Raw genomic sequence first — 21,138 nt, 5'->3', positions numbered from 1 at the left:
ACCCTTCACGCCGTTCTTGCGCTAGATTCGTGGCTGCTTTTCCGACCCGTGGAGTTGCCATGTCCTGGTTGTGGATGTTTCTGGTTGGTCTGGTCGTCGGCTTCGTCGCCAAGTTCCTGATGCCGGGCAAGGATCCGGGTGGTTTCATCGTCACGGCCCTGCTTGGCGTTGCTGGCATGTTCGTCGGCGGTTTCCTCAGCAATCTCGTGTTCCACACCGGTCCGATCGGCGGCACCATCCAGCCTTCGGGCTTCATCGGCGGCGTGATCGGCTCGCTGATCCTGCTGGCCGTCTATCGCGCGTTCCAGCGCAAGGCCTGAAACGACAACGGCGCTCCGCATTGCGCGGAGCGCCGTTTGCCTGTGATCCCGTTTCCTGCGCGCTTCAGCGAGCCGTGAATCCGGCCGCATCGAGCGCGGCATTCCACTGCTCGACCCGCGCCTGTTGTGCGGCCAGCAGCGGTGCCGCATCACCGGAAATCCTGATCGATTCGATCTTGTCGCCGCCGCGGATCTGGTCGACGACCGTCTTGTCGCTGGCATCGACCACTGCACCGAATACGGTGTGCTTGCCATCAAGCCACGGCGTGGCTACATGGGTGATGAAGAACTGGCTGCCATTGGTACGTGGGCCGGCATTGGCCATCGACAGGATGCCGCCGCGGTCATGCTTGAGGTCCGCGCGCGTCTCGTCTTCGAACTTGTAGCCGGGGCCACCGGTACCGCTGCCGTGCGGGCAACCGCCCTGGATCATGAAATCGGCAATCACCCTGTGGAAATTCAGGCCATCGTAATAGCCGCGTTGGGCGAGGTTGACGAAACTGGCGACCGTGACCGGCGTTTGCTCGGCAAACAGGCGCACGCGAATCAGGCCCTTGGAAGTCTGGATGTTGGCGATCAAGTCATTGCTCATGGACGCTGCCGTGCAAGTGAAAGGAACGCGATCATACCCGAGGGCCGCCGCGCACCGACCCAACCGGGCCAGCCGATTCCATCGCTTTGCCCACGCTTCGCCGCCGGGCCTTGGCAGGCCGCGGATCGTGCGCCGCCCTCATCGCAAGCCGATTGCTGCGCCGCAATGGCGGAAACCGTATACTTGACCGCTTGACCTTTCAGCCAGGCGGGCCGTCATTGGCGCCGCCCATTCGCATGTCCATCGAAAACCTCCGCAACATCGCCATCGTCGCCCACGTCGACCACGGCAAGACCACTCTCGTCGACCAGTTGCTCAAGCAGTCGGGCACGCTCAACGAGCGCACCGTGCTGGCCGAACGCGTGATGGACAGCAATGACCAGGAAAAGGAACGCGGCATCACGATCCTGGCCAAGAACACTGCGATCGCGTGGCGCGGCAACCGCATCAACATCGTCGACACGCCCGGCCACGCGGATTTCGGCGGCGAAGTGGAACGCGTGCTGAGCATGGTCGATTCAGTGCTGCTGCTGGTCGATGCGATGGACGGTCCCATGCCGCAAACGCGCTTCGTGACGCAGAAGGCGTTCCAAATGGGTTTCAAACCGATCGTCGTGATCAACAAGGTCGATCGTCCGGGCGCGCGACCGAGCTGGGTACTCGACCAGACTTTCGACTTGTTCGATCGCCTCGGCGCCACCAACGAGCAGCTCGATTTCCCGGTCGTCTACGCCTCGGGCCTGAACGGCTATGCGGGCCTGGACGAGAACGTGCGCGAGGGTGACATGACGCCGCTGTACGAGGCGATCATGCAGCACGTGCCCAAGCCGCCGGTCGACGCCGATGGCCCGTTCCAGATGCGCATCAGCCAACTCGACTATTCCAGCTATGTCGGCCTGATCGGCATCGGCCGCATCCAACGCGGCAAGGTGCGCACCAACATGCCGGTGACGATCGTCGACCGTCATGGCAAGAAGCGCAACGCCAAGGTGCTGCAGGTCCTCGGTTTCATGGGTCTGGAGCGCAAGGAAGTTGCCGAAGCCGAAGCAGGCGACATCGTCGCCATCAACGGCATCGAAGCGATCGGCATCTCCGACACGGTCTGCGCGCCCGAAGCGCCCGAGCAGTTGCCGGTACTCACGGTCGACGAACCGACCATCAGCATGACCTTCCAGGTCAACAATTCGCCGTTCGCAGGCCAGAAGGAGCACAGCGGCGGCAAGTTTCTCACCAGTCGCCAGATCCGCGATCGTCTCATGCGCGAGACCCTGCACAACGTCGCGCTGCGGGTGGAGGAAACCGACGATCCTGACAAGTTCAAGGTCTCCGGTCGTGGTGAATTGCATCTGTCGGTGCTGATCGAAACCATGCGCCGCGAAGGTTACGAGCTGGCCGTGTCGCGCCCGGAGGTCATCATCAAGGACATCGATGGCGTATCCAGTGAGCCGATCGAACAGCTCGTGGTCGACATGGAAGAGCAGTTCCAGGGCGGCGTGATGGAACGACTGGGGATGCGCCGCGGCCAACTCACCGGGATGGAACCCGACGGCAAGGGCCGCGTACGCCTGGATTACATGATTCCCGCGCGTGGCCTGATCGGCTTCCAGACCGAGTTCCGCACGCTCACCGCGGGCACCGGCCTGCTGTTCCATGTCTTCGACCACTATGGCCCGCGCTCAGAAGGTGCGATTGCCAAGCGCCCCAATGGCGTGATGATTTCCAACGGTCAGGGACCGGCACCAGCCTATGCACTGGTCGGCCTGCAGGAACGTGGGCGCCTCCTGGTGGGTGAAGGAGACGAAATCTACGAAGGCCAGCTGGTCGGCATCCACGCCAAGGACAATGACCTCACCGTCAACGCCCTGCGCGCCAAGCAGCTCACCAACATCCGCGCGGCAGGCAAAGACGACAACGTGCAGCTCACGCCGCCGATCCGCATGTCACTGGAGCAGGCGCTGGAGTTCATCGAGGACGACGAGCTGGTCGAGGTCACGCCCAAGGCGATCCGCCTGCGCAAGAAACATCTCACCGAAAACGACCGCAAGCGCGCCTCACGCCAAGCGGCGTGAGGTTCATGGTCAGGCGCGAGCGCTGCCGCGCTTGCGCACGATCAGCATCGCCAGCTCCAGCGACTGCTCGTAGTTCAGGCGCGGATCGACCGTCGACTTGTAGGCGCGCGCGAGATCGTTTTCGGTCAGGTCGCGCGCGCCGCCCAGGCATTCGGTGACGTTCTCTCCGGTCAGTTCCAGATGCACACCGCCCAGATGCGTGCCGGACGCGGCATGCACGTCGAATGCACAATCCAGCTCACGGCGGATGTTGCCGAAGCGACGCGTCTTGTAGCCGTTGGAAACCGACTCGGTGTTGCCGTGCATCGGATCGCACACCCAAAGTGGCGCACGCCCCGCTCGATGTACCGCCGCCAGCAAGGGCGGCAGGGCCTGCTCGATCTTGTCGGCGCCCATGCGATGGATCAGCGTCAGGCGGCCGGGCGCGCGCCGCGGATCGAGCGCATCGCACAAGCGCAGCAACTGGTCGGGCGTCACCGATGGCCCGATCTTCACCGCCACCGGATTGCGAATGCCGCGGAAGTATTCGACATGGCCGCCATCGAGCTGGGCGGTACGCATGCCGATCCAGGGGAAATGCGTGGACAGATTGAACCAGCCATCCTGACGCGGCACCTGGCGTGTCAGCGCTTCTTCGTAATGCAATACCAGCGCTTCATGCGAAGTGTAGAAATCCACCCGTTGATAGCTTCCGATCGGCTGCCCCGCGAGTGTTTCCATGAACCGCAAGGCCGCACCAATCCCCTCGACCATGCGTCCATACTCGTCCTGCAGCGGCGAATGCCTGACCCAGGCCAAGTCCCAATACTCGGGGTGATGCAGGTCGGCGAAACCGCCATCGATCAGCGCCCGCACGAAATTCATTGTCATCGCCGAATGGGCGTGGCCGCGAATCAAGCGTTGCGGATCGGCGCGCCGCGCAGCCGCATTGAACGCGGCATCGTTGACGAGCTCGCCACGGTAGCTCGGCAGCGAAACACCATCACGCGTCTCCAGGTCCGCCGAACGCGGCTTGGCATACTGGCCGGCAAAACGACCCACGCGCACCACCGGCATCTGCAAGCCATGCACGAGCACCAGGCTCATCTGCAACATGACTTTGAGGCGATTGGAGATCAGCGGTGAACTGCAATCATCGAATGTTTCGGCGCAGTCGCCCCCCTGCAGCAGGAAGCGCTTGCCTGCGGCTGCTTCGGCGAGCAGTTCCTTGAGGCGAAAGATCTCCCACGAAGTCACCAGTGGCGGCAACTGGCTGAGCTTGATCAGTGCCTGCTCGAGTTCAGCTGCGTCGGTATACGTCGGCTGCTGCAGCGTGGGCCGCCCTCGCCAGGACGCCGGCGCCCATGCGCTGTCCGAAGTTGAGGTGGGAATGCTCACGGGTTCTTCGACGATGCTCGCCATGTCTGCACTTGTTGCGCTGCGGAAAATCGATCATGCCACAGCGCAACGCAAGCGCCTATGGGCCGAAGATCCTGATTGTGCGCTTGCGGAACCCGGACCACAGCGCGCCACCACCGAGGATCAGGTAGCAAATCAAGGTCCAGCCCGGCATGGTGATGCCCAGCAGGCGCCAATGCGCATCCGAACAATCGCCCGAAGCCATGAATGCCTTGCGAATCGCCTGCGACAGCGGGAAGCGGTTGTCGAACAAGGTGTAGAAATCCATTCCGCATGAAGCGAACGGATCCGGTGGCGAAAACTGCATATGCAAATGCTCAATGGCAATAACGGCACCGACCAATGCAAACGCTGCCACGAGAATCGCGTAGACGCGCCGACCGATCTTGCCCGGTCCGTGCATCGCGCCAAACAAGAAGAAGGCGCCCATGCCGACAAAGGCGCCGCGCTGGAACATGCACTTGGGGCAAGGCGTGATCCCTTGATGCAGTTCGACCCAGAAATAGGCAAAGGCGACGAGGCCAAAGCAGACGGCCGCACCGAGCAGATACTGGGCACGAAAAGACCACTTGAAAGGATTGGGTCTCATAGGGACTCCGGACAACTTCAACGGGCAAGTCTATCAGGCCCTCGCGGCGACACTGGTGATCCTTGGGCGGACGTCGGGGAATTCATCTCTCCCGCGCTTGTCCATGCCACCGCAGGCGAATGATTCAGACCTGCCAGCGCCGCAAAAGTGCGCCGGGCTCATGCACGTCATTGCCCCGTCGGGCGCACCTCACAGGAACAAACGCCGGGTCAGGATCGCCCACATCAGACCGCACGACAATCCGCCCCAATACGCCAGGGTGATCCATTCGAAAAGGCGCCCGCGCGATTCGCGCAATGCAAGCCAAAGCACGAACGGCACCATCACGTAGCGCAGCTCGACCAGCCACGATGCCGCAAGGAACAGCGCCGCCAATGAAAAAAACCAGCGCGCCCGCAGTGGCCGCAAGGAAATCGAGGAAAGCGCCGCAACTGCCATGGCGGCCAGCAATCCCGCAACCGCCCGCACCCAGCCATCCTGTGCAAGCAATTGCGGAATCCGGTTGTGCAGATACAGCTGCGGGATGGCGCTGTTGTAAGGATTGTCGGCGCGAAACAGCAGCCAAAAGCCGACCGCAATGACAAGCAGGCCCGGCACGAACCACCAGCGAGTTCCAGATCGACGCCAGGCGGCGGCGAAATTGGCAGCGGTCTGGAGTGGCAGCAGCACAGTGAATACGAGCAGCGCAAACAGCAGATTGCCACCATGAAAGCTGAAATCCGGATGCAGGGCAGCCTGGCCGCGCGACAAGGAGATCGAGCCATTCCAGGCCCAGAAAATCAGGAAGACGAGCGCAGGCAACGCATAGGGCAACAGCCGCACGAGCGTCGCACGCCATTGCTTCAATGACACGCGCCATTGGTTTTCGCCGATGGCGACCAGGGCCAGCAGTCCGCCCCAAACGACCTCATGCTGACGCACGAAAACCACACCAGTGAGCAAGATTGCCGCGAGCCAATGCCGCCCCCCGATGCAAGCCCAAAGCGCCCACAGCAGCAAGGCCAGTGCCAGAACGTCGGTGTAGACGAGAAAAAACAACGGCGCCAGGATCGGCAGCAGCAGCAGTTGTGCACTGGCCAGCGTCTGCGTGCCAGGCCATAGCCGCGTACGCAAGGCGTGGAAACCGGCCACCGCGACCAATCCGAACAAGGCATTGATCAAGCGTGCGCCCTGCAGTGAAACCGAGCCGGATCCATCGAGCAGGCCAGCCACCAACAGGTGATAGCCGGGAATCGTGGTCAGATCCGCCAGCACTCGCCATCGATCATGGGCAAACAGCCAGATCTGCGCGTAATGGATGATCTCGTCGGTATATGGCGCCTGCCAACGCAGAAGAAGAATCGATGCCAGATAGAGGATGGCGCAACCGATTCCGAGCAGCCATGCGTGCGCACCGCTGGCGCGCGCATTGTCCAGAAACGAAAAACCCCGGACAGGCCGGGGCTCTTCGCGCTTGGATGTGACCTCGCTCAATCTTCCGCCGGCGTCGCCGCGTCAGTGCGCGGGCGATCGACCAGTTCGACATAGGCCATCGGCGCATTGTCACCGACGCGGAAGCCGCACTTGAGGATGCGCAGGTAACCGCCCTTGCGCTCGCGATAACGCGGACCCAATTCGACGAACAGCTTGCCGACCGCCTGCTTGTCGCGCAGGCGCGCGAATGCCAGACGGCGATTGGCCACACCATCGGTCTTGGCGAGCGTGATCAGCGGCTCAGCCACGCGACGGAGTTCCTTGGCCTTGGGCAAGGTGGTGCGGATGAGTTCGTGCTTGAACAGCGACGAAGCCATGTTCTTGAACATGGCTTCGCGGTGGCTGCTGGTACGGTTGAATTTGCGGCCGGATTTCTGGTGGCGCATGACGAATTCCTCGGACTTGATTGTTATGGGAAACCGGCAATCATGGCCCGGGTCCCGCGGTTTCCCGCTGATTGTCAGCCTTGTCGAAAACGGGCTGTTGTGGAATTGCGGCTGGCAAAGGCCGCTTGGCAAATCAACGAAGCTGCTTGCGCATCCTCGCGCGGCTGAATGACGCCGCCATGGCGATCAAGTTCGATCGCACCAACAATCTGCGGTCACGCGCGTCAAGGATCACGCACGACCGCAGCAGAACGAATCAACCCATCTGCATCCCGTGAACGAGATCCGACGGCGGCCAGCTTTCGAGCTTCATGCCCAACTGCAGGCCACGCTGATACAACACATCCTTGATCTCGGTCAGCGACTTCTTGCCCAGGTTGGGCGTCTTGAGCAACTCGACTTCGGTCTTCTGCACCAAGTCGCCGATGTAGTAGATGCTCTCGGCCTTGAGACAATTGGCCGAACGCACCGTCAGTTCCAGATCGTCGATCGGACGCAACAGCACCGGATCGACCCCGCTCTTGTCGGTCTTCGCATCGACACTCTCGCGACGGGCGAAATCACCGAACACGCTGATCTGATCCTGCAGGATCTCGGCGGCCTTGCGCACCGCGTCTTCGGCGTCGATCGCACCGTTGGTATCGACATCGAGCACAAGCTTGTCGAGGTCGGTGCGCTGCTCAAGACGCGCACTTTCGACGTTGTAAGCCACGCGACGCACCGGCGAGAACGAGGCATCCAGCTGCAGACGACCGATCGGGCTGGCTTCGTCGTCGGGGTGACGACGCGCCGTGGCCGGCTGGTAGCCAACGCCGCGCACGATCTTCAGGCGCATGTTGAGCGCAATGTCCTTGGTCAGATGGCAAATCACGTGCTCGGGATTGACGATCTCGACCGAGTGATCGACCTTGATGTCGGCCGCGGTGACTACGCCCTTGCCCTTCTTGCTCAGGCTCAACGTGGTTTCATCCTGGCCATGCATGCGAATGGCGACGTCCTTGAGGTTGAGCAACACCTCAATCACGTCTTCCTGCAGACCTTCGAGCGTCGTGTACTCGTGAAGCACGCCATCGATCTCGACTTCGATGATCGCGCAACCGGGAATGGAGGACAGCAACACGCGACGCAGCGCGTTGCCGAGCGTGTGACCAAAGCCACGCTCCAGCGGCTCGACGACGATCTTGGCGCGGTCGCTGCCAATGCGTTCTACTTGAAGGCCGCGCGGACGCAGCACATTGATTGACGATCCTGCCATTGCAGACTCCAGGAACCCTCGCGGATTCCGCAATTGAAGTGGTAACGCAGGAACCCGCACGGGGTTCCTTACTTCGAGTAAAGCTCGATGATCAGGCTTTCGTTGATGTCGGACGGCAGGTCTGCACGTTCCGGCAGCGTCTTGAGCAGACCGCTGGCTTTCTTGGCATCAACTTCGATCCAGGCCGGGATCAGGTCCATCTGCTGGGCAACGGTCAGCGACTCCTGCACGCGCAGCTGGCTCTTCGCGCGCTCGGACAAGGCGATCTCGTCGCCGGGGCGCACCTGGTAGGAAGGCAGGTTGACCTTCTTGCCGTTGACACGAACCGCAGCATGCGCCACCAGCTGGCGGGCCTGCGCGCGCGTCACCGCAAAACCCATGCGATAGACGATGTTGTCCAGACGCCCCTCAAGCAGGCGCAGCAGGTTTTCACCCGCATTGCCCTTCTGGCTCGAGGCCTTCTTGTAGTACGAGCTGAACTGGCGCTCAAGCAAGCCGTAGATGCGCTTGACCTTCTGCTTCTCGCGCAACTGCACGCCGTAGTCCGACAGGCGGCCGCGCTTGGCGCCAGCGGCGCCGTGCTGGCCAGGCTTGTTCTCCAGCTTGCATTTGGAATCCAGCGCGCGCGCCGGGCTCTTGAGGCTGAGGTCGGCGCCTTCGCGGCGCGCGAGCTTGCAGGTGGGTCCGATGTAACGTGCCATTCGATTAAACCCTGCGCTTCTTGGGAGGACGGCAGCCGTTGTGCGGAATCGGCGTGACGTCGATGATGTTGGTGACCTTGAAGCCCGCATTGTTGAGCGAGCGCACAGCCGATTCACGGCCCGGGCCCGGCCCCTTGATGCGCACTTCGACGGTCTTCACGCCGTAGTCGGCTGCCACGCGGGCGGCCTTCTCGGCGGCGACCTGCGCCGCGAACGGTGTCGACTTGCGCGAACCGCGAAAGCCGGCGCCACCCGCCGTGGCCCACGACAAGGCATTGCCCTGACGATCGGTGATCGTCACGATCGTGTTGTTGAACGAAGCCTGCACATGGGCGACGGCATCCGTCACCACGCGCTTGACCTTCTTCTTGGTTTTGACCGCTGCGGGTTTGTTCATTGGCCCGGAATTCCTGAAATGTTCTGCACGACCGATCCTGATCGCCGAATGACACCGGCCTTCCCGACCGGGTTTGCGCGATTACTTCTTGATGGCGCGACGCGGGCCCTTGCGGGTGCGTGCATTGGTACGCGTGCGCTGGCCACGCAGCGGCAAGCCGCGACGATGGCGCAGGCCACGGTAGGTACCAAGATCGATCAAACGCTTGATCGAAATACCGACTTCGCGACGCAGGTCGCCTTCGACGGTGAACTTGGCAATTTCGTGACGAAGCTTGTCGACCTCGGCCTCGGTGAGGTCGCGGATCCTGGTAGCCGGATTGACCCCGGCGACTTCGCAAACCTTCTTCGAGCGCGACCGGCCGACGCCGTAAATACTCTGCAGGCCGATGACGACATGCTTCTGTACCGGCAAATTGACACCCGCAATGCGTGCCATGCTAGATGATCTCCAAAAACTGACTCTGGATACGCAGGGAACTTGACATTATAGCGATGTCCAGCTCTCCGGAAAACCCCCTGCTTTTCGAACAACCCCGCCCGTCGACCGCTCAGCGGCCGCGCAGGTTGGCCTTCTTGAGCAGGCTTTCATACTGGTGGGACACAAGATGCGCCTGCACCTGTGCAGTGAAATCCATGACCACCACGACCACGATCAGCAGCGAGGTGCCACCGAAGTAGAACGGCACGTGCCAGGCATTGCGCAGGATGTCGGGGATCAGGCAGACCGCCACCAGGTAAATCGCGGCTGCGCCCGTCAGACGGGTCAGCACGCCATCGATGTAGTCGGCCGTTGCCCGCCCCGGACGCAGGCCCGGAATCAAGGCACCCGAGCGCTTGAGGTTGTCAGCGGTTTCCTGCGAATTGAACGTCAACGCCGTGTAGAAGTACGTGAAGATGATGATCATCAAACCGTACAACATCATGTGCAGCGGTTCACCGGGGCCGAGCGACGAGGTCAGCACCTGCAACCAGTGGATTTCATTGGCGTTGTTGAACCAGCTTGCCGCGGTTGCCGGAAACATGAGCAATGAGGAAGCGAAGATCGGCGGAATCACGCCGGACATGTTGATCTTGAGCGGCAAGTGCGAAGTCTGGTTCATGTAGGCGCGACCTGCCCCACCCTGACGACGGGCATAGTTCACGGTGATGCGCCGCTGACCGCTTTCCACGAAGACCACAAACGCGGTTACCGCAAGCACCAGCGCGAACACGATCAACACTCGCAACACCGGCATTTCACCGCTTTGGGCCATGCCCAACGTGTGCACGATTGCCGCCGGCAGTCCGGCCACGATGCCGGCGAAAATCAGCAGCGAAATGCCGTTGCCAACGCCACGCTCGGTGATCTGCTCACCCAACCACATCAGGAACAGCGTGCCCGCGGTGAGGCCGATCACCGTGGTCAGCACGAAGCTGGGGCCACCGGCAATCACCACGCCGCCTTGCTGCTGCAGCATCGTGGCCACACCAAAGGACTGGAACAGACCCAGTGCGACCGTTCCGGCCCGGGTGTAATTGGTCAGTGTGCGACGTCCGGATTCGCCTTCCTTGCGCAATGCCTGCCAGCTCGGGATCACGGCCGCAAACATCTGCACGATGATCGAGGCCGAGATGTAGGGAATCACGCCCAGGGCAAAGATCGACATGCGCTCGAGCGCACCGCCGGAAAACATGTTGAACATGTCGAGCAGCCCACCCGAGCGGCCGATCAACTCCGCCATCTTGGCCGGATCCACGCCCGGGAGCGGAATGAACGATCCCAAGCGGAACACGACCAGCGCGCCGACCACGAACAGCAGGCGCTGCTTGAGTTCGGTCAGCTTGCCCAATGAAGCCAGCGGATTGGACTGCGTCGCCACTGCTTACTCCACGCTGCCGCCGGCAGCTTCGATCGCCGCCTTGGCGCCGGCTGTCACCGCCACGCCCTTGAGCTTGAGGGCGCGCTTGATTTCGCCCTTCTTGACGACCTTGGCGCGCTCGGCGCGAGTCGTCACCAGGCCCGCAGCCTTGAGTGCTTCGAAATCGATAACCTCGACCTTGAGCGCGTCGAGCTGATAAAGCAGCACTTCGCACACGTCACGCGCCATCTTGGAGCGGAAACCGATCTTGGGCAGGCGTCGCTGCAGCGGCATCTGGCCGCCTTCGAAGCCAGCCTTGACCTTGCCCTTGCCCGAGCGCGCGTACTGGCCCTTGTGGCCACGGCCCGCTGTCTTGCCCAAGCCGGAACCGATGCCGCGACCAACGCGAACACCGTCCTTGCGGGCACCAGGGGCGGACTTGATTGTGTTGAGACGCATGAGTTTGAGACTCCCGATGCTGTCGCGCGATTAGGCGCTTTCTTCGATGCGGACGAGGTAGCTGACCTGGTTGATCAGACCGCGCACCGACGGCGAATCGATCAGATCACGTACGTCGTTGAGCTTGCGCAGACCGAGGGCACGCACGCTGATGCGATGACGTTCCTGGCAGCTGTTGATGCTCTTGTAGAGACGAACGCGGATGGTCTTGCCTGCTTTGGCTTTGCTGTTAGTCATTGCCGAGCACCTCTTCGACCGACTTGCCGCGCTTGGAGGCGATACGCTCGGGCGACGCCATCGCACACAGGCCATTGATCGTCGCGCGCACCAGGTTGATCGGATTGCGTGAACCGACCGCCTTGGCGAGCACGTTCTTTACGCCGACCACTTCGAGCACCGCACGCATGGCACCACCGGCGATCACGCCGGTACCTTCGGAGGCCGGCTGCATGAACACACGCGCCGCACCATGATTGGCCTTGACCGCATGGAACAGGGTGCCGTTGTTGAGTTGCACCTTGATCATGCCCTTGCGCGCACGCTCCATCGCCTTGGAAATGGCGACCGGCACCTCGCGTGCCTTGCCATAGCCGAACCCTACGCGACCTTCACCGTCGCCGACCACGGTCAACGCAGTGAAGCTCATCTGGCGACCGCCCTTGACGGTCTTGGCCACGCGGTTGACTGCGATCAGCTTCTCGAGGAAGCCATCGCTGTTTTCACGTTCATTGTTGTTGGTTGCCATGTTTCACCTGTTTGCCGCCCATCGGGTGCGGACTTCTGCTTGCGGCTTTGCCGCTTGGAGTTGTTGTAAGTCAAACCGGAGCAGCGGGTCAGGCCGCAACGCAGCCAGGTTCGCTTGCCCCACGCCGGCACGCTTCACCGGCAACGCTTCTTCAGAACTTCAAACCCGCTTCGCGGGCTGCATCCGCGAGCGCCTGAACGCGACCGTGATAGCGATAGCCCGAGCGATCAAATGCGACGGTGTCGACTCCGGCCTTGAGCGCAGCCTCGGCTACGGCCTTGCCAACGGCAGCAGCGGCAGCCTTGTTCTTGGTGCCCTTGATGCCTTCCTTGATCACCTTCTGCAAGGTCGACGCGGCAGCGATCACCTTGCTGCCATCGGCGCTTTGCACCTGCGCATAAATGTGCTGCGCACTGCGATGAACCGACAGCCGCGGCACGCCGAGGGTACGGATGTGCGCGCGCGTGGACTTGGCGCGGCGCAGTCTTGCTGTGTTCTTTTCCACATTGCCTCCATGATCCGTCCTGGATCAATCAATTCGGTCTTCCCGACCGGATTACTCTGATTTAGAAACGGATCGGCTGCTCTTGTCGAGAAGTCCGGCCATGCATGGCCGGGCTCTTGCGGGGGACCCGCACTATGCCTTCTTGGCTTCCTTGAGGGTAATCTGCTCACCCGAGTAACGCACACCCTTGCCCTTGTAGGGTTCCGGCGGACGGAATCCACGGATCTTGGCGGCGACCTCGCCGACCTGCTGCTTGTCGGCGCCGGCGATCAGGATTTCGGTCTGCGCGGGCACGGTGATCGTGATGCCCTCGGGCGCCTTGAACACGACCGGGTGCGAGAATCCGAGTGTGAGGTTGAGATCCTTGCCCTGCAGAGCCGCGCGGAAACCGACGCCGACCAATTCGAGCTTGCGCGAGAACCCCTCGCTGACCCCGATGACCATGTTGTTGAGCAGTGCGCGCGCAGTGCCTGCCAGCTTGACGCTGTCGGGCTGCTTGGCGCTCAGCTTGATTGCGCCGCCGTCCACGGCGACTTCGACATCCGACATGGCCGCGATCGACAGGCTGCCTTTCGGCCCCTTCACGGTGATCGCATCGGACTTGACCTGACACTCGACGCCCTTGGGCAGGCTGATCGGCTTCTTGGCAACGCGTGACATGGGATTCCTCCAAGAAACCTTAGGCGACCAGACCGATGACTTCGCCGCCCAGGCCCTGCTTGCGGGCTTTCGCGTCGGTCATGATTCCGGACGAGGTGGAAACGATGGAAATGCCCAGACCGTTGAGGATCTTGGGCAGCTCGCTCTTGCCGCGATACACGCGCAGCCCGGAGCGGCTGACGCGCTCGATGCGTTCGATGACCGGCTTGCCTTCGTAATACTTGAGGGCGATCTCAAGCTTGGCCTTGCCTTCAACCGTGATCGACTGCACGTCGGCGACATAGCCTTCGTCCTTGAGCAAGGTGGCGATGGCCTTCTTGACGCGTGAAGCCGGCATGACCACGGAACGCTTGCCCGTGGCTTGCGCATTGCGGATGCGCGTAAACATGTCGGCGATGGGATCAGTCATGCTCATGTTTCAATTCCTGTTGCATCGATATCCGCCCAATTGCGGGAAACGGATCGCGGTCGCGGGGTTGGTGTTTTCGCCAACCCCGTCGCCGAACCCGGCGGTATTACCAACTGGCCTTGCGCAGCCCAGGCACGTCACCACGCATGGTGGCTTCACGCAGCTTGTGGCGGGCAAGACCGAACTTCTTGTACACACCGCGTGAGCGGCCAGTCAGCTCGCAGCGGTTGCGCTGACGAGAGGGACTCGAGTCGCGCGGCAACTTCTGCAGCTTCACCGCAGCGGCCATCTTGTCGTCATAGGAAGCAGTCGTGCTCGACACGATCTTCTTGAGCTCGGCACGCTTGGCGGCATGGCGCTTCACCAGCTTGGTGCGCTTGATGTCGCGGTTGATCATTGAACGCTTGGCCATGAGTGTTCCTACGCTTAGTTGCGGAACGGGAAGCTGAAGGCTTCGAGCAATGCCTTGGCTTCTTCGTTGGTGCGGGCGGTCGTGGTGATCGCGATGTCCATGCCGCGCAGGGCGTCGATCTGGTCGAAATCGATCTCCGGGAAGATGATCTGTTCCTTGATGCCCATGTTGAAATTGCCGCGACCGTCAAACGAGCGCCCGGAGATACCGCGGAAGTCGCGCACGCGCGGCAACGCGATGTTGATCAGGCGATCGAGGAATTCAAACATCTGGGCGCGGCGCAGGGTGACCTTGCAACCGATCGGCCAGTTCTCGCGGATCTTGAAGGTCGCATGCGCCTTCTTGGTCATGGTCACGATCGGCTTCTGACCGCAGATCTTGGCCATGTCGGCGACCGCGTTCTCCAGGATCTTCTTGTTGCCGACCGCCTCGCCCACGCCCATGTTGAGCGTGATCTTGGACAGGCGCGGCACCTGCATCGGGTTGGTGTACTTGAAGCGTTCGGTCAGCTTCGGCACGACCTGTTCTTTGTAGATTTTCTCAAGACGCGTCATGTCGGCAGACCTCAGGCATCGACCACTTCGCCGGTGGAGCGGTACACGCGGACCTTGCGCCCGTTTTCGAGCGTCTTGTAGCCCACGCGCTCACCTTTGCCGGAAGCGGTGTTGAACAGCATTACGTTGGAAATATGGATGGCAGCCTCACGTTCGACGATTCCGCCCGGCTGGCTTGCCTGCGGATTCGGCTTGGTGTGCCGCTTGACCATGTTGATGTTCTCCACGTACACGGATTCACCCGCGACACGCGAGACGGTGCCCTTCTGGCCCTTGTTCTTGCCGGCGATCACCAGAACCTGGTCGCCCTTGCGGATACGGTTCATGCCATCACCTCTTACAGGACTTCCGGCGCGAGCGAAACGATCTTCATGAAGCGTTCGCCACGCAGCTCGCGCGTGACCGGCCCGAAGATACGGGTGCCGATCGGCTCGAGCTTGTTGTTGAGCAGGACGGCCGCATTGCCGTCGAAGCGAATCAGCGAGCCGTCCGCGCGACGCACACCCTTGCGCGTGCGCACCACGACCGCGTCGTAAACCTCGCCCTTCTTGACCTTGCCGCGCGGAATCGCATCCCGCACGGAAACCTTGATCACGTCGCCGATCTGGGCATAACGGCGCTTGGAACCACCCAGCACCTTGATGCACATCAGTTCACGTGCGCCGCTGTTGTCCGCTGCGGCCAGCGTGGTTTGCATCTGGATCATGTCGCTATCTCCTGTTGCTCCACGCTCACGCTTCGGCGCGCGCGACGACTTTCACAACGCGCCAGTTCTTGGTCTTGGAAAGCGGACGGCACTCGGCAATGCGAACCACGTCGCCTTCCTTGCACTCGCCAGCCTCGTCGTGCGCGTGCACCTTGGTCGAACGGCGCACGATCTTGCCGTACAACGGATGCTGCACCTGCCGCTCGAGCAGGACGGTGACCGTCTTGGCCATCTTGTTGGAGATCACGCGCCCTTCGAGGGTGCGCACCTTCTTGTCGCTATCGTTCATGTCACTGCCCCTGCTTCTTCGCGCCGAGCAGGTGCTTGACCTGCGCGATCTCGCGGCGAACGCGGCTGAACTGGTGGGTCTGCGTCATCTGGCCGGAGCCCTTCTGCATGCGCAGGTTGAATTGTTCGCGACGCAGTTCGCCGAGGTGCTCGGCAAGTTGCTGCTCGCTCTTCTGGCGAAGTTCCTTGAGTTCCATCACAGCACCGTCCGCGCTACGAACTGGGTTTGAACCGACAGCTTGGCTGCCGCCAGGCGCATTGCCTCGCGAGCCTCGGCCTCGGGGATGCCTTCAATTTCGTACAACATGCGACCCGGCTGGATCGGAGCGACCCACAGCTCGACGTTGCCCTTGCCGCTGCCCATGCGGACTTCGATCGGCTTCTTGGTGATCGGCTTGTCGGGAAACACGCGGATCCACAGCTTGCCGCCGCGCTTGACGTAGCGCGTGATGCAGCGGCGCGCAGCTTCGATCTGGCGCGCGGTGAGCTGGCCATGCGTGGTTGCCTTGAGGCCGAAATCGCCGAAGCTGACCTTGTTGGATACATAGGACAGACCGCGATTGCGGGCTTTCTGGACCTTTCGGTACTTGGTGCGCTTGGGTTGCAGCATGATTAAGTCTCTGCCTGTGCGATCGTCCTGATCGCGAGGATCAAATAGCGGTCATCATGACCGCACTCATCGAATCATCAGTTCTTTGGCGCGCGGCGCTGCGGACGTTCTTCCGAGGCTTCCGACTTTGCTTCCTGCTGTGCCGCATGCAGGTCGAAGATCTCGCCCTTGTACACCCACACCTTGACGCCGATGATGCCGTAGGTGGTCGACGCTTCGGCAAAGCCATAGTCGATGTCCGCACGCAACGTGTGCAACGGCACGCGACCTTCGCGATACCACTCCGAACGCGCAATCTCGGCGCCGTTCAGACGTCCGGCGACATTGACCTTGATGCCCAGCGCACCCAGGCGCATCGCGTTCTGCACCGAGCGCTTCATGGCGCGACGGAACATGATGCGGCGCTCAAGCTGCTGCGCGATCGACTCGGCCACCAGCTGCGCATCGAGCTCGGGCTTGCGCACTTCGCTGACATTGATGTGCGCGGGAACGCCCATCACGTCGGAGACTTCCTTGCGCAGCTTCTCGATGTCCTCGCCCTTCTTGCCGATGACGACGCCGGGGCGGGCCGTGAAGATCGTGACGCGCGCGGTCTTGGCCGGACGCTCAATCTGGATCTTGGAGATGCCGGCCTGCGCCAACTTCTTCTTCAGCAGTTCACGCACCTTGAGATCAGCACCCAGATACTGTGCGTACTCACGCTTGTTGGCGAACCACTTGGAATTCCAGTCCTTGGCGATGCCCAGGCGAATGCCGATCGGATTGACTTTGTGACCCATGAGTATCGTCCCGTTTATTCGCCGACAACCACGGTGATGTGGCTGGTGCGCTTGGAGATGCGCGAACCGCGGCCCTTGGCGCGTGCATGCATGCGCTTGAGGATCGCTCCCTCGTCGACGAAGATTCGCGAGACCTTGAGCTCGTCGACATCCGCGCCGAGGTTGTTTTCGGCATTGGCTACTGCCGACAGCAACACCTTCTTGATCAGGTGCGCCGCCTTCTTGTCGCTGAACTGCAGCAGGTTGGTCGCACGACCAACTGGCAGGCCGCGCACCTGGTCGGCGACCAGGCGGGCCTTCTGCGGAGAAATGCGCGCACTGCGCAGGATCGCTTTGGCTTCCATCGTGTTCACCGTCACTTCTTGCCGTCGGCGGCTTTCTTGTCGCCGCCGTGGCCCTTGAACGTACGCGTCACCGCGAACTCACCGAGCTTGTGCCCGACCATGTTTTCGTTGACCAGCACGGGAACATGCTGACGACCGTTGTGAATGGCCAGCGTGAAGCCGACCATTTCCGGCACGATCATCGACCGCCGCGACCAGGTCTTGATCGGCTTCTTCGTGTTGCCCGCCGTTTCGACCTTCTTCATCAGATGGTGGTCGACAAACGGGCCTTTCTTCAGAGAACGAGCCATGAAGTTATCCTCAATGATCATCCTGACCGATCAGGTCCGGCCATCCGGGCCGGACTATTCAATTCATTGCGATGGTCGTCCCGACCAACCAGAACCGGCCATCCGGGCCGGCCTCACCGATCAACCCCTGCGATCGCGAACGATGAACTTCGTCGTACGCTTGTTCTTGCGGGTCTTGTAGCCCTTGGTCGGCATGCCCCACGGCGACACCGGATGCGGGTTACCCTGACCGGCCTTGGCCTCACCACCACCATGCGGATGGTCGACCGGGTTCATGACCGCGCCGCGCACGGTCGGACGCACGCCGCGCCAGCGCGAAGCACCGGCCTTGCCGAGCTTCTCGAGATTGTGTTCGGAGTTGCCGACTTCACCGATCGTGGCACGGCACTCGGCCGGTACCTTGCGCATCTCACCGGAGCGCAGACGCAGCGTGGCATAGCCCTGCTCGCGCGCCACCAGCTGCGCCGAAGCACCTGCCGAACGCGCGATCTGCGCGCCCTTGCCCGGCTTCATCTCGATGCAGTGCACGACCGAACCGATCGGGATGTTGCGCAACGGCAGTGAATTGCCAACCTTGATCGGCGCGTCGCGACCCGACATCAACTGGTCGCCGACCTTCGCGCCCTTGGGCGCAATGATGTAGCGACGCTCGCCATCGACGAAGCACAACAACGCGATGTGCGCGGTGCGGTTGGGATCGTATTCGATGCGCTCGATCTTGCACGCGATGTTTTCCTTGTCGCGCTTGAAATCGATGATTCGGTAGTGCTGCTTGGAACCACCACCCTTGTGCCGCGTGGTGATGCGACCGTAGTGGTTGCGGCCGCCCGTGTTGGACTGGGCCTCGGTCAGCGGCGCGTAAGGTGCGCCCTTGTGCAGCCCCGGCGTGACGACGCGAACAACGGCGCGGCGTCCGGCGGAAGTGGGTTTGACTGTAATCAGTGCCATGATGTTTTTTCCTGATTTCCATGAGCGCTTGCGGCGCCCACATCCACCGTCTTAGGGCTTGGCCGTCACGTCGATGGACTGGCCATCGGCAATGCGGACATAGGCCTTGCGCTTGCCGCCACGAGTGCCGGCGCGATTGCGGAACGTCCTCGCCTTGCCCTTGGCATTGACCAGGTTGACCGCCTGCACTTCGACGCTGAACAGTCCCTCGACTGCGGCCTTGACGTCGGCCTTGGTCGCAGACTGCGCCACTTCGAACACGTACTGGTTGTGTTCCTGCAGACGCGCACTCTTTTCGGAAACATGCGGCGCGCGCAGCACGCTGAACAGTTGCTCTTTCACGCCAGCCACTCCTCGATGCGCTTGATCGAATCGACCGTCGCCACGATCTTGTCGGCGCCAACCAGGCTGACCGGATCAAGCGCCGCAACGTCGACCACCTGCAAATACGGGATGTTGCGCGCGGCCAGGTACAGCGGCTCGGACGCGTTTTCGGTAACCACCACGACACGACCCGCGGCATTCAGTTCCGCCAGGCGCGCAACCATCTGCTGCGTCTTGGGCTGTTCGACACCGATCGACTCGACCACCGTGATGCGACCCTGGCGGTTGAGTTCGGACAGAATCGAAGCCATCGCACCGCGGAACATCTTGCGGTTGATCTTTTGCGCGAAGCTGCGCGGCTTGGCCGCGAAGGTCACGCCACCGCCGACGAAGATCGGGGCCTTGAGCGCACCGTGGCGCGCACCGCCGCCCTTCTGCTTCTTCGACTTCTTGGTCGTGCCGCTGACTTCCGAGCGCGTCTTCTGCGCCTTGGTGCCGGCGCGGCCGGCATTGCGATAGGCAACGACGACCTGATGAATCAGATCCTCGCGGAATTCCTTGCCGAACACGGCTTCGGAAACGGTAACGGGCTTGGCGCCGATGACATTGAGTTCCATGACGTGGCTCCTCACTTGGCCTTGACGGCGGGACGGATCACGACATTGCCGCCCGGCGCGCCGGGAACAGCGCCCTTGACCGCGATCAGGTGGCGCTCGCTGTCGATCTTGACCACTTCAAGATTGAGGGACGAGCGATTCACCGCACCCATGTGACCGGCCATCTTCTTGCCCGGGAACACGCGACCCGGCGTCTGGCGCTGACCGATCGAGCCCGGAGAACGATGCGACAGCGAATTGCCGTGCGTGGCATCGCCCATCGTGAAGTGATGGCGCTTGATCGTGCCCTGGAAGCCCTTGCCCTTGCTGACGCCCGCGACGTCGACCTTCTGGCCAACCGCGAAAATCTCCTCGGCCTTGAGCTCGCCACCAACCGCATACTTGCCCAGATCGCCCGCCTCGACGCGGAACTCCCACAAGCCGCGACCCGCAGTGACGTTTGCCTTGGCGTAATGCCCGGCGAGCGGCTTGCTGACCAGCGCGGCGCGCTTGCTGCCGGCAGTCACCTGCACGGCGCTGTAGCCGTCGCTCTCGACCGTCTTCAACTGCGTCACGCGGTTCGGCGTCGCCTCAATCAGCGTCACCGGCACCGAACGGCCGTCTTCGGTGAAGACGCGGCTCATGCCGCATTTACGACCCACCAACCCGATACTCATGATGTGCTCCTGCGTTCTTCCGTGATCGCCTCAATCAAACCGACATCCTGTCGGACGACCCGTGAAAGCCGGTTCCGGCCCAATTCGCTTCAGTGCAGCTTGATCTGGACATCGACACCCGCGGCCAGGTCGAGCTTCATCAGCGCGTCCACGGTCTTGTCATTGGGGTCGACGATGTCCATCACGCGCTTGTGCACGCGCGTTTCATACTGGTCCCGCGCGTCCTTGTCCGCATGCGGCGACACGAGGATCGTGTAACGCTCGATCTTCGTGGGCAGCGGGATCGGGCCGAGCACGGTTGCACCGGTGCGTTTGGCCGTTTCGACGATTTCGCTCGCGGAACGGTCGATCAAGCGATGATCGAACGCCTTGAGCCGGATACGAATCTTCTGGTCCGCCATTGCCGTGTCCTTGAATCTGAAAGAACGTTGCTGGTGACAACGGGATTCGCTGAACCCCGCCCGTCGCTGCCCCCGCGGGGACGCCGACCCTTAGCCCTCGAATCCGCCCGGCAACAGCCGAAAACGCATCCGAACCATTGAAACCAAGAAAGATTGGGCGAACCGCATCCGGTTCACCCAATCTGAATTACCGCAACAAGACGAAATGCCAAGCATTTCGCGACCGCGCCCGATGCGGTCAACCATCCATGTCCGCGAACTCGAAGCGCATCCTGCACCTCATTTCGCTGTTTTCGCCGTCTGGCTTGGCGCCAATCCCGGCAGGGAGCTCGCTACTATAGTCCGGTCAGCGGGAAAATGGAAGCCCCATTTTCAAGATTCCGCTGCCCGATCCCTCGCCTTGCTTACTGC

At 61.9% G+C, this 21,138-nt stretch carries 33 protein-coding genes; 2 read left to right on the top strand and 31 right to left on the bottom strand.

The window, feature by feature from the left end:
* Positions 1 to 59 precede the first annotated feature (59 nt).
* The gene (locus KF759_RS13165; protein ID WP_291226265.1) at positions 60 to 320 is read left to right on the top strand and encodes a GlsB/YeaQ/YmgE family stress response membrane protein; all 261 of its coding nucleotides are present in this window, start codon (positions 60 to 62) and stop codon (positions 318 to 320) included.
* Positions 321 to 384: 64 nt separating this feature from the next.
* Here the strand turns inward: KF759_RS13165 and KF759_RS13160 are convergent, their stop codons facing one another.
* Positions 385 to 912: a peptidylprolyl isomerase gene (locus KF759_RS13160; protein ID WP_291226263.1), complete on the bottom strand. Its 528-nt coding sequence runs from the start codon at positions 910 to 912 to the stop codon at positions 385 to 387.
* 236 nt (positions 913 to 1,148) lie between these two features.
* Between KF759_RS13160 and typA the strand changes: the two genes are divergently transcribed.
* A complete protein-coding gene (gene typA, locus KF759_RS13155) occupies positions 1,149 to 2,981 on the top strand; it encodes a translational GTPase TypA (RefSeq protein WP_291226261.1) in 1,833 nt (610 codons plus the stop codon).
* 9 nt (positions 2,982 to 2,990) lie between these two features.
* Here the strand turns inward: typA and KF759_RS13150 are convergent, their stop codons facing one another.
* The 30 genes from KF759_RS13150 to rpsJ all read right to left on the bottom strand — a co-directional run bounded on the left by KF759_RS13150 (position 2,991) and on the right by rpsJ (position 20,727).
* Positions 2,991 to 4,382, bottom strand: coding sequence for a 3-deoxy-7-phosphoheptulonate synthase class II (locus tag KF759_RS13150; protein ID WP_291226259.1), 1,392 nt, complete (start codon positions 4,380 to 4,382; stop codon positions 2,991 to 2,993).
* Between the two features lie 55 nt (positions 4,383 to 4,437).
* Entirely contained in the window at positions 4,438 to 4,968 is a 531-nt protein-coding gene (locus KF759_RS13145; RefSeq protein WP_291226257.1) for a disulfide bond formation protein B, read from the bottom strand.
* A 189-nt stretch (positions 4,969 to 5,157) separates the two neighbouring features.
* Positions 5,158 to 6,441, bottom strand: coding sequence for a hypothetical protein (locus KF759_RS13140; RefSeq protein ID WP_291226255.1), 1,284 nt, complete (start codon positions 6,439 to 6,441; stop codon positions 5,158 to 5,160).
* On the bottom strand, positions 6,438 to 6,827 hold the full coding sequence (gene rplQ / locus KF759_RS13135) for a 50S ribosomal protein L17 (RefSeq protein ID WP_291226253.1): 390 nt from the start codon (positions 6,825 to 6,827) through the stop codon (positions 6,438 to 6,440). The genes KF759_RS13140 and rplQ overlap by 4 nt, the downstream gene beginning before the upstream one ends.
* A gap of 256 nt (positions 6,828 to 7,083) precedes the next feature.
* Entirely contained in the window at positions 7,084 to 8,082 is a 999-nt protein-coding gene (gene rpoA / locus KF759_RS13130; protein WP_291226251.1) for a DNA-directed RNA polymerase subunit alpha, read from the bottom strand.
* A gap of 68 nt (positions 8,083 to 8,150) precedes the next feature.
* Positions 8,151 to 8,783, bottom strand: a complete 633-nt coding sequence (rpsD, locus tag KF759_RS13125; protein ID WP_291226249.1) for a 30S ribosomal protein S4 — start codon at positions 8,781 to 8,783, stop codon at positions 8,151 to 8,153.
* Positions 8,784 to 8,787: 4 nt separating this feature from the next.
* Positions 8,788 to 9,180 carry a 30S ribosomal protein S11 gene (gene rpsK, locus KF759_RS13120; RefSeq protein WP_291226247.1) on the bottom strand — a complete coding sequence of 131 codons (393 nt, stop codon included), beginning with the start codon at positions 9,178 to 9,180 and terminating at the stop codon, positions 8,788 to 8,790.
* Positions 9,181 to 9,261: 81 nt separating this feature from the next.
* The gene (rpsM, locus tag KF759_RS13115; protein WP_291226245.1) at positions 9,262 to 9,618 is read right to left on the bottom strand and encodes a 30S ribosomal protein S13; all 357 of its coding nucleotides are present in this window, start codon (positions 9,616 to 9,618) and stop codon (positions 9,262 to 9,264) included.
* 112 nt (positions 9,619 to 9,730) lie between these two features.
* Entirely contained in the window at positions 9,731 to 11,041 is a 1,311-nt protein-coding gene (gene secY, locus KF759_RS13110; protein ID WP_291226243.1) for a preprotein translocase subunit SecY, read from the bottom strand.
* Between the two features lie 3 nt (positions 11,042 to 11,044).
* Positions 11,045 to 11,479 carry a 50S ribosomal protein L15 gene (gene rplO, locus KF759_RS13105; RefSeq protein WP_291226241.1) on the bottom strand — a complete coding sequence of 145 codons (435 nt, stop codon included), beginning with the start codon at positions 11,477 to 11,479 and terminating at the stop codon, positions 11,045 to 11,047.
* A 30-nt stretch (positions 11,480 to 11,509) separates the two neighbouring features.
* Positions 11,510 to 11,716 (bottom strand): 50S ribosomal protein L30, encoded by a 207-nt coding sequence (gene rpmD / locus KF759_RS13100; protein ID WP_291226239.1) that lies wholly within the window; start codon positions 11,714 to 11,716, stop codon positions 11,510 to 11,512.
* Positions 11,709 to 12,224, bottom strand: coding sequence for a 30S ribosomal protein S5 (rpsE, locus tag KF759_RS13095; protein ID WP_291226237.1), 516 nt, complete (start codon positions 12,222 to 12,224; stop codon positions 11,709 to 11,711). Before rpsE ends, rpmD begins: the two co-directional genes overlap by 8 nt.
* A 151-nt stretch (positions 12,225 to 12,375) precedes the next feature.
* Complete coding sequence (rplR, locus tag KF759_RS13090; protein ID WP_291226235.1) at positions 12,376 to 12,729, bottom strand: 50S ribosomal protein L18; 354 nt, start codon at positions 12,727 to 12,729, stop codon at positions 12,376 to 12,378.
* 132 nt (positions 12,730 to 12,861) lie between these two features.
* Complete coding sequence (rplF, locus tag KF759_RS13085; RefSeq protein WP_291226233.1) at positions 12,862 to 13,389, bottom strand: 50S ribosomal protein L6; 528 nt, start codon at positions 13,387 to 13,389, stop codon at positions 12,862 to 12,864.
* A gap of 19 nt (positions 13,390 to 13,408) precedes the next feature.
* Positions 13,409 to 13,804 (bottom strand): 30S ribosomal protein S8, encoded by a 396-nt coding sequence (gene rpsH / locus KF759_RS13080; protein ID WP_291226231.1) that lies wholly within the window; start codon positions 13,802 to 13,804, stop codon positions 13,409 to 13,411.
* Between the two features lie 100 nt (positions 13,805 to 13,904).
* Entirely contained in the window at positions 13,905 to 14,210 is a 306-nt protein-coding gene (rpsN, locus tag KF759_RS13075) for a 30S ribosomal protein S14 (protein ID WP_291226229.1), read from the bottom strand.
* Between the two features lie 14 nt (positions 14,211 to 14,224).
* Positions 14,225 to 14,764 carry a 50S ribosomal protein L5 gene (gene rplE / locus KF759_RS13070; protein WP_291226227.1) on the bottom strand — a complete coding sequence of 180 codons (540 nt, stop codon included), beginning with the start codon at positions 14,762 to 14,764 and terminating at the stop codon, positions 14,225 to 14,227.
* An 11-nt stretch (positions 14,765 to 14,775) separates the two neighbouring features.
* Positions 14,776 to 15,090, bottom strand: coding sequence for a 50S ribosomal protein L24 (rplX, locus tag KF759_RS13065; protein WP_291226225.1), 315 nt, complete (start codon positions 15,088 to 15,090; stop codon positions 14,776 to 14,778).
* 11 nt (positions 15,091 to 15,101) lie between these two features.
* The gene (gene rplN / locus KF759_RS13060) at positions 15,102 to 15,470 is read right to left on the bottom strand and encodes a 50S ribosomal protein L14 (RefSeq protein ID WP_291226223.1); all 369 of its coding nucleotides are present in this window, start codon (positions 15,468 to 15,470) and stop codon (positions 15,102 to 15,104) included.
* Between the two features lie 25 nt (positions 15,471 to 15,495).
* Entirely contained in the window at positions 15,496 to 15,759 is a 264-nt protein-coding gene (rpsQ, locus tag KF759_RS13055; protein ID WP_291226221.1) for a 30S ribosomal protein S17, read from the bottom strand.
* A gap of 1 nt (position 15,760) precedes the next feature.
* Positions 15,761 to 15,955 (bottom strand): 50S ribosomal protein L29, encoded by a 195-nt coding sequence (gene rpmC, locus KF759_RS13050; protein WP_291226219.1) that lies wholly within the window; start codon positions 15,953 to 15,955, stop codon positions 15,761 to 15,763.
* Positions 15,955 to 16,368 carry a 50S ribosomal protein L16 gene (gene rplP / locus KF759_RS13045; protein WP_291226217.1) on the bottom strand — a complete coding sequence of 138 codons (414 nt, stop codon included), beginning with the start codon at positions 16,366 to 16,368 and terminating at the stop codon, positions 15,955 to 15,957. The genes rpmC and rplP overlap by 1 nt, the downstream gene beginning before the upstream one ends.
* Positions 16,369 to 16,445: 77 nt before the next feature.
* Positions 16,446 to 17,147 (bottom strand): 30S ribosomal protein S3, encoded by a 702-nt coding sequence (gene rpsC / locus KF759_RS13040; RefSeq protein ID WP_291226215.1) that lies wholly within the window; start codon positions 17,145 to 17,147, stop codon positions 16,446 to 16,448.
* 14 nt (positions 17,148 to 17,161) lie between these two features.
* Positions 17,162 to 17,491: a 50S ribosomal protein L22 gene (gene rplV / locus KF759_RS13035; RefSeq protein WP_291226213.1), complete on the bottom strand. Its 330-nt coding sequence runs from the start codon at positions 17,489 to 17,491 to the stop codon at positions 17,162 to 17,164.
* An 11-nt stretch (positions 17,492 to 17,502) separates the two neighbouring features.
* Entirely contained in the window at positions 17,503 to 17,781 is a 279-nt protein-coding gene (gene rpsS / locus KF759_RS13030; protein ID WP_291226278.1) for a 30S ribosomal protein S19, read from the bottom strand.
* Between the two features lie 120 nt (positions 17,782 to 17,901).
* Positions 17,902 to 18,729, bottom strand: a complete 828-nt coding sequence (rplB, locus tag KF759_RS13025) for a 50S ribosomal protein L2 (protein ID WP_291226211.1) — start codon at positions 18,727 to 18,729, stop codon at positions 17,902 to 17,904.
* 51 nt (positions 18,730 to 18,780) lie between these two features.
* Positions 18,781 to 19,071: a 50S ribosomal protein L23 gene (gene rplW, locus KF759_RS13020; protein ID WP_291226209.1), complete on the bottom strand. Its 291-nt coding sequence runs from the start codon at positions 19,069 to 19,071 to the stop codon at positions 18,781 to 18,783.
* Positions 19,068 to 19,670, bottom strand: coding sequence for a 50S ribosomal protein L4 (gene rplD, locus KF759_RS13015; protein ID WP_291226207.1), 603 nt, complete (start codon positions 19,668 to 19,670; stop codon positions 19,068 to 19,070). The genes rplW and rplD overlap by 4 nt, the downstream gene beginning before the upstream one ends.
* Positions 19,671 to 19,681: 11 nt before the next feature.
* Positions 19,682 to 20,326, bottom strand: coding sequence for a 50S ribosomal protein L3 (rplC, locus tag KF759_RS13010; protein ID WP_291226205.1), 645 nt, complete (start codon positions 20,324 to 20,326; stop codon positions 19,682 to 19,684).
* A gap of 89 nt (positions 20,327 to 20,415) precedes the next feature.
* Positions 20,416 to 20,727 (bottom strand): 30S ribosomal protein S10, encoded by a 312-nt coding sequence (rpsJ, locus tag KF759_RS13005; RefSeq protein ID WP_291209839.1) that lies wholly within the window; start codon positions 20,725 to 20,727, stop codon positions 20,416 to 20,418.
* Between the last annotated feature and the right edge of the window lie 411 nt (positions 20,728 to 21,138).

Origin of the sequence: Dokdonella sp., from assembly GCF_019634815.1 — a bacterium.
Lineage (GTDB): Bacteria > Pseudomonadota > Gammaproteobacteria > Xanthomonadales > Rhodanobacteraceae > Dokdonella_A.
This window is presented reverse-complemented; position numbering and strand designations above follow the sequence as displayed.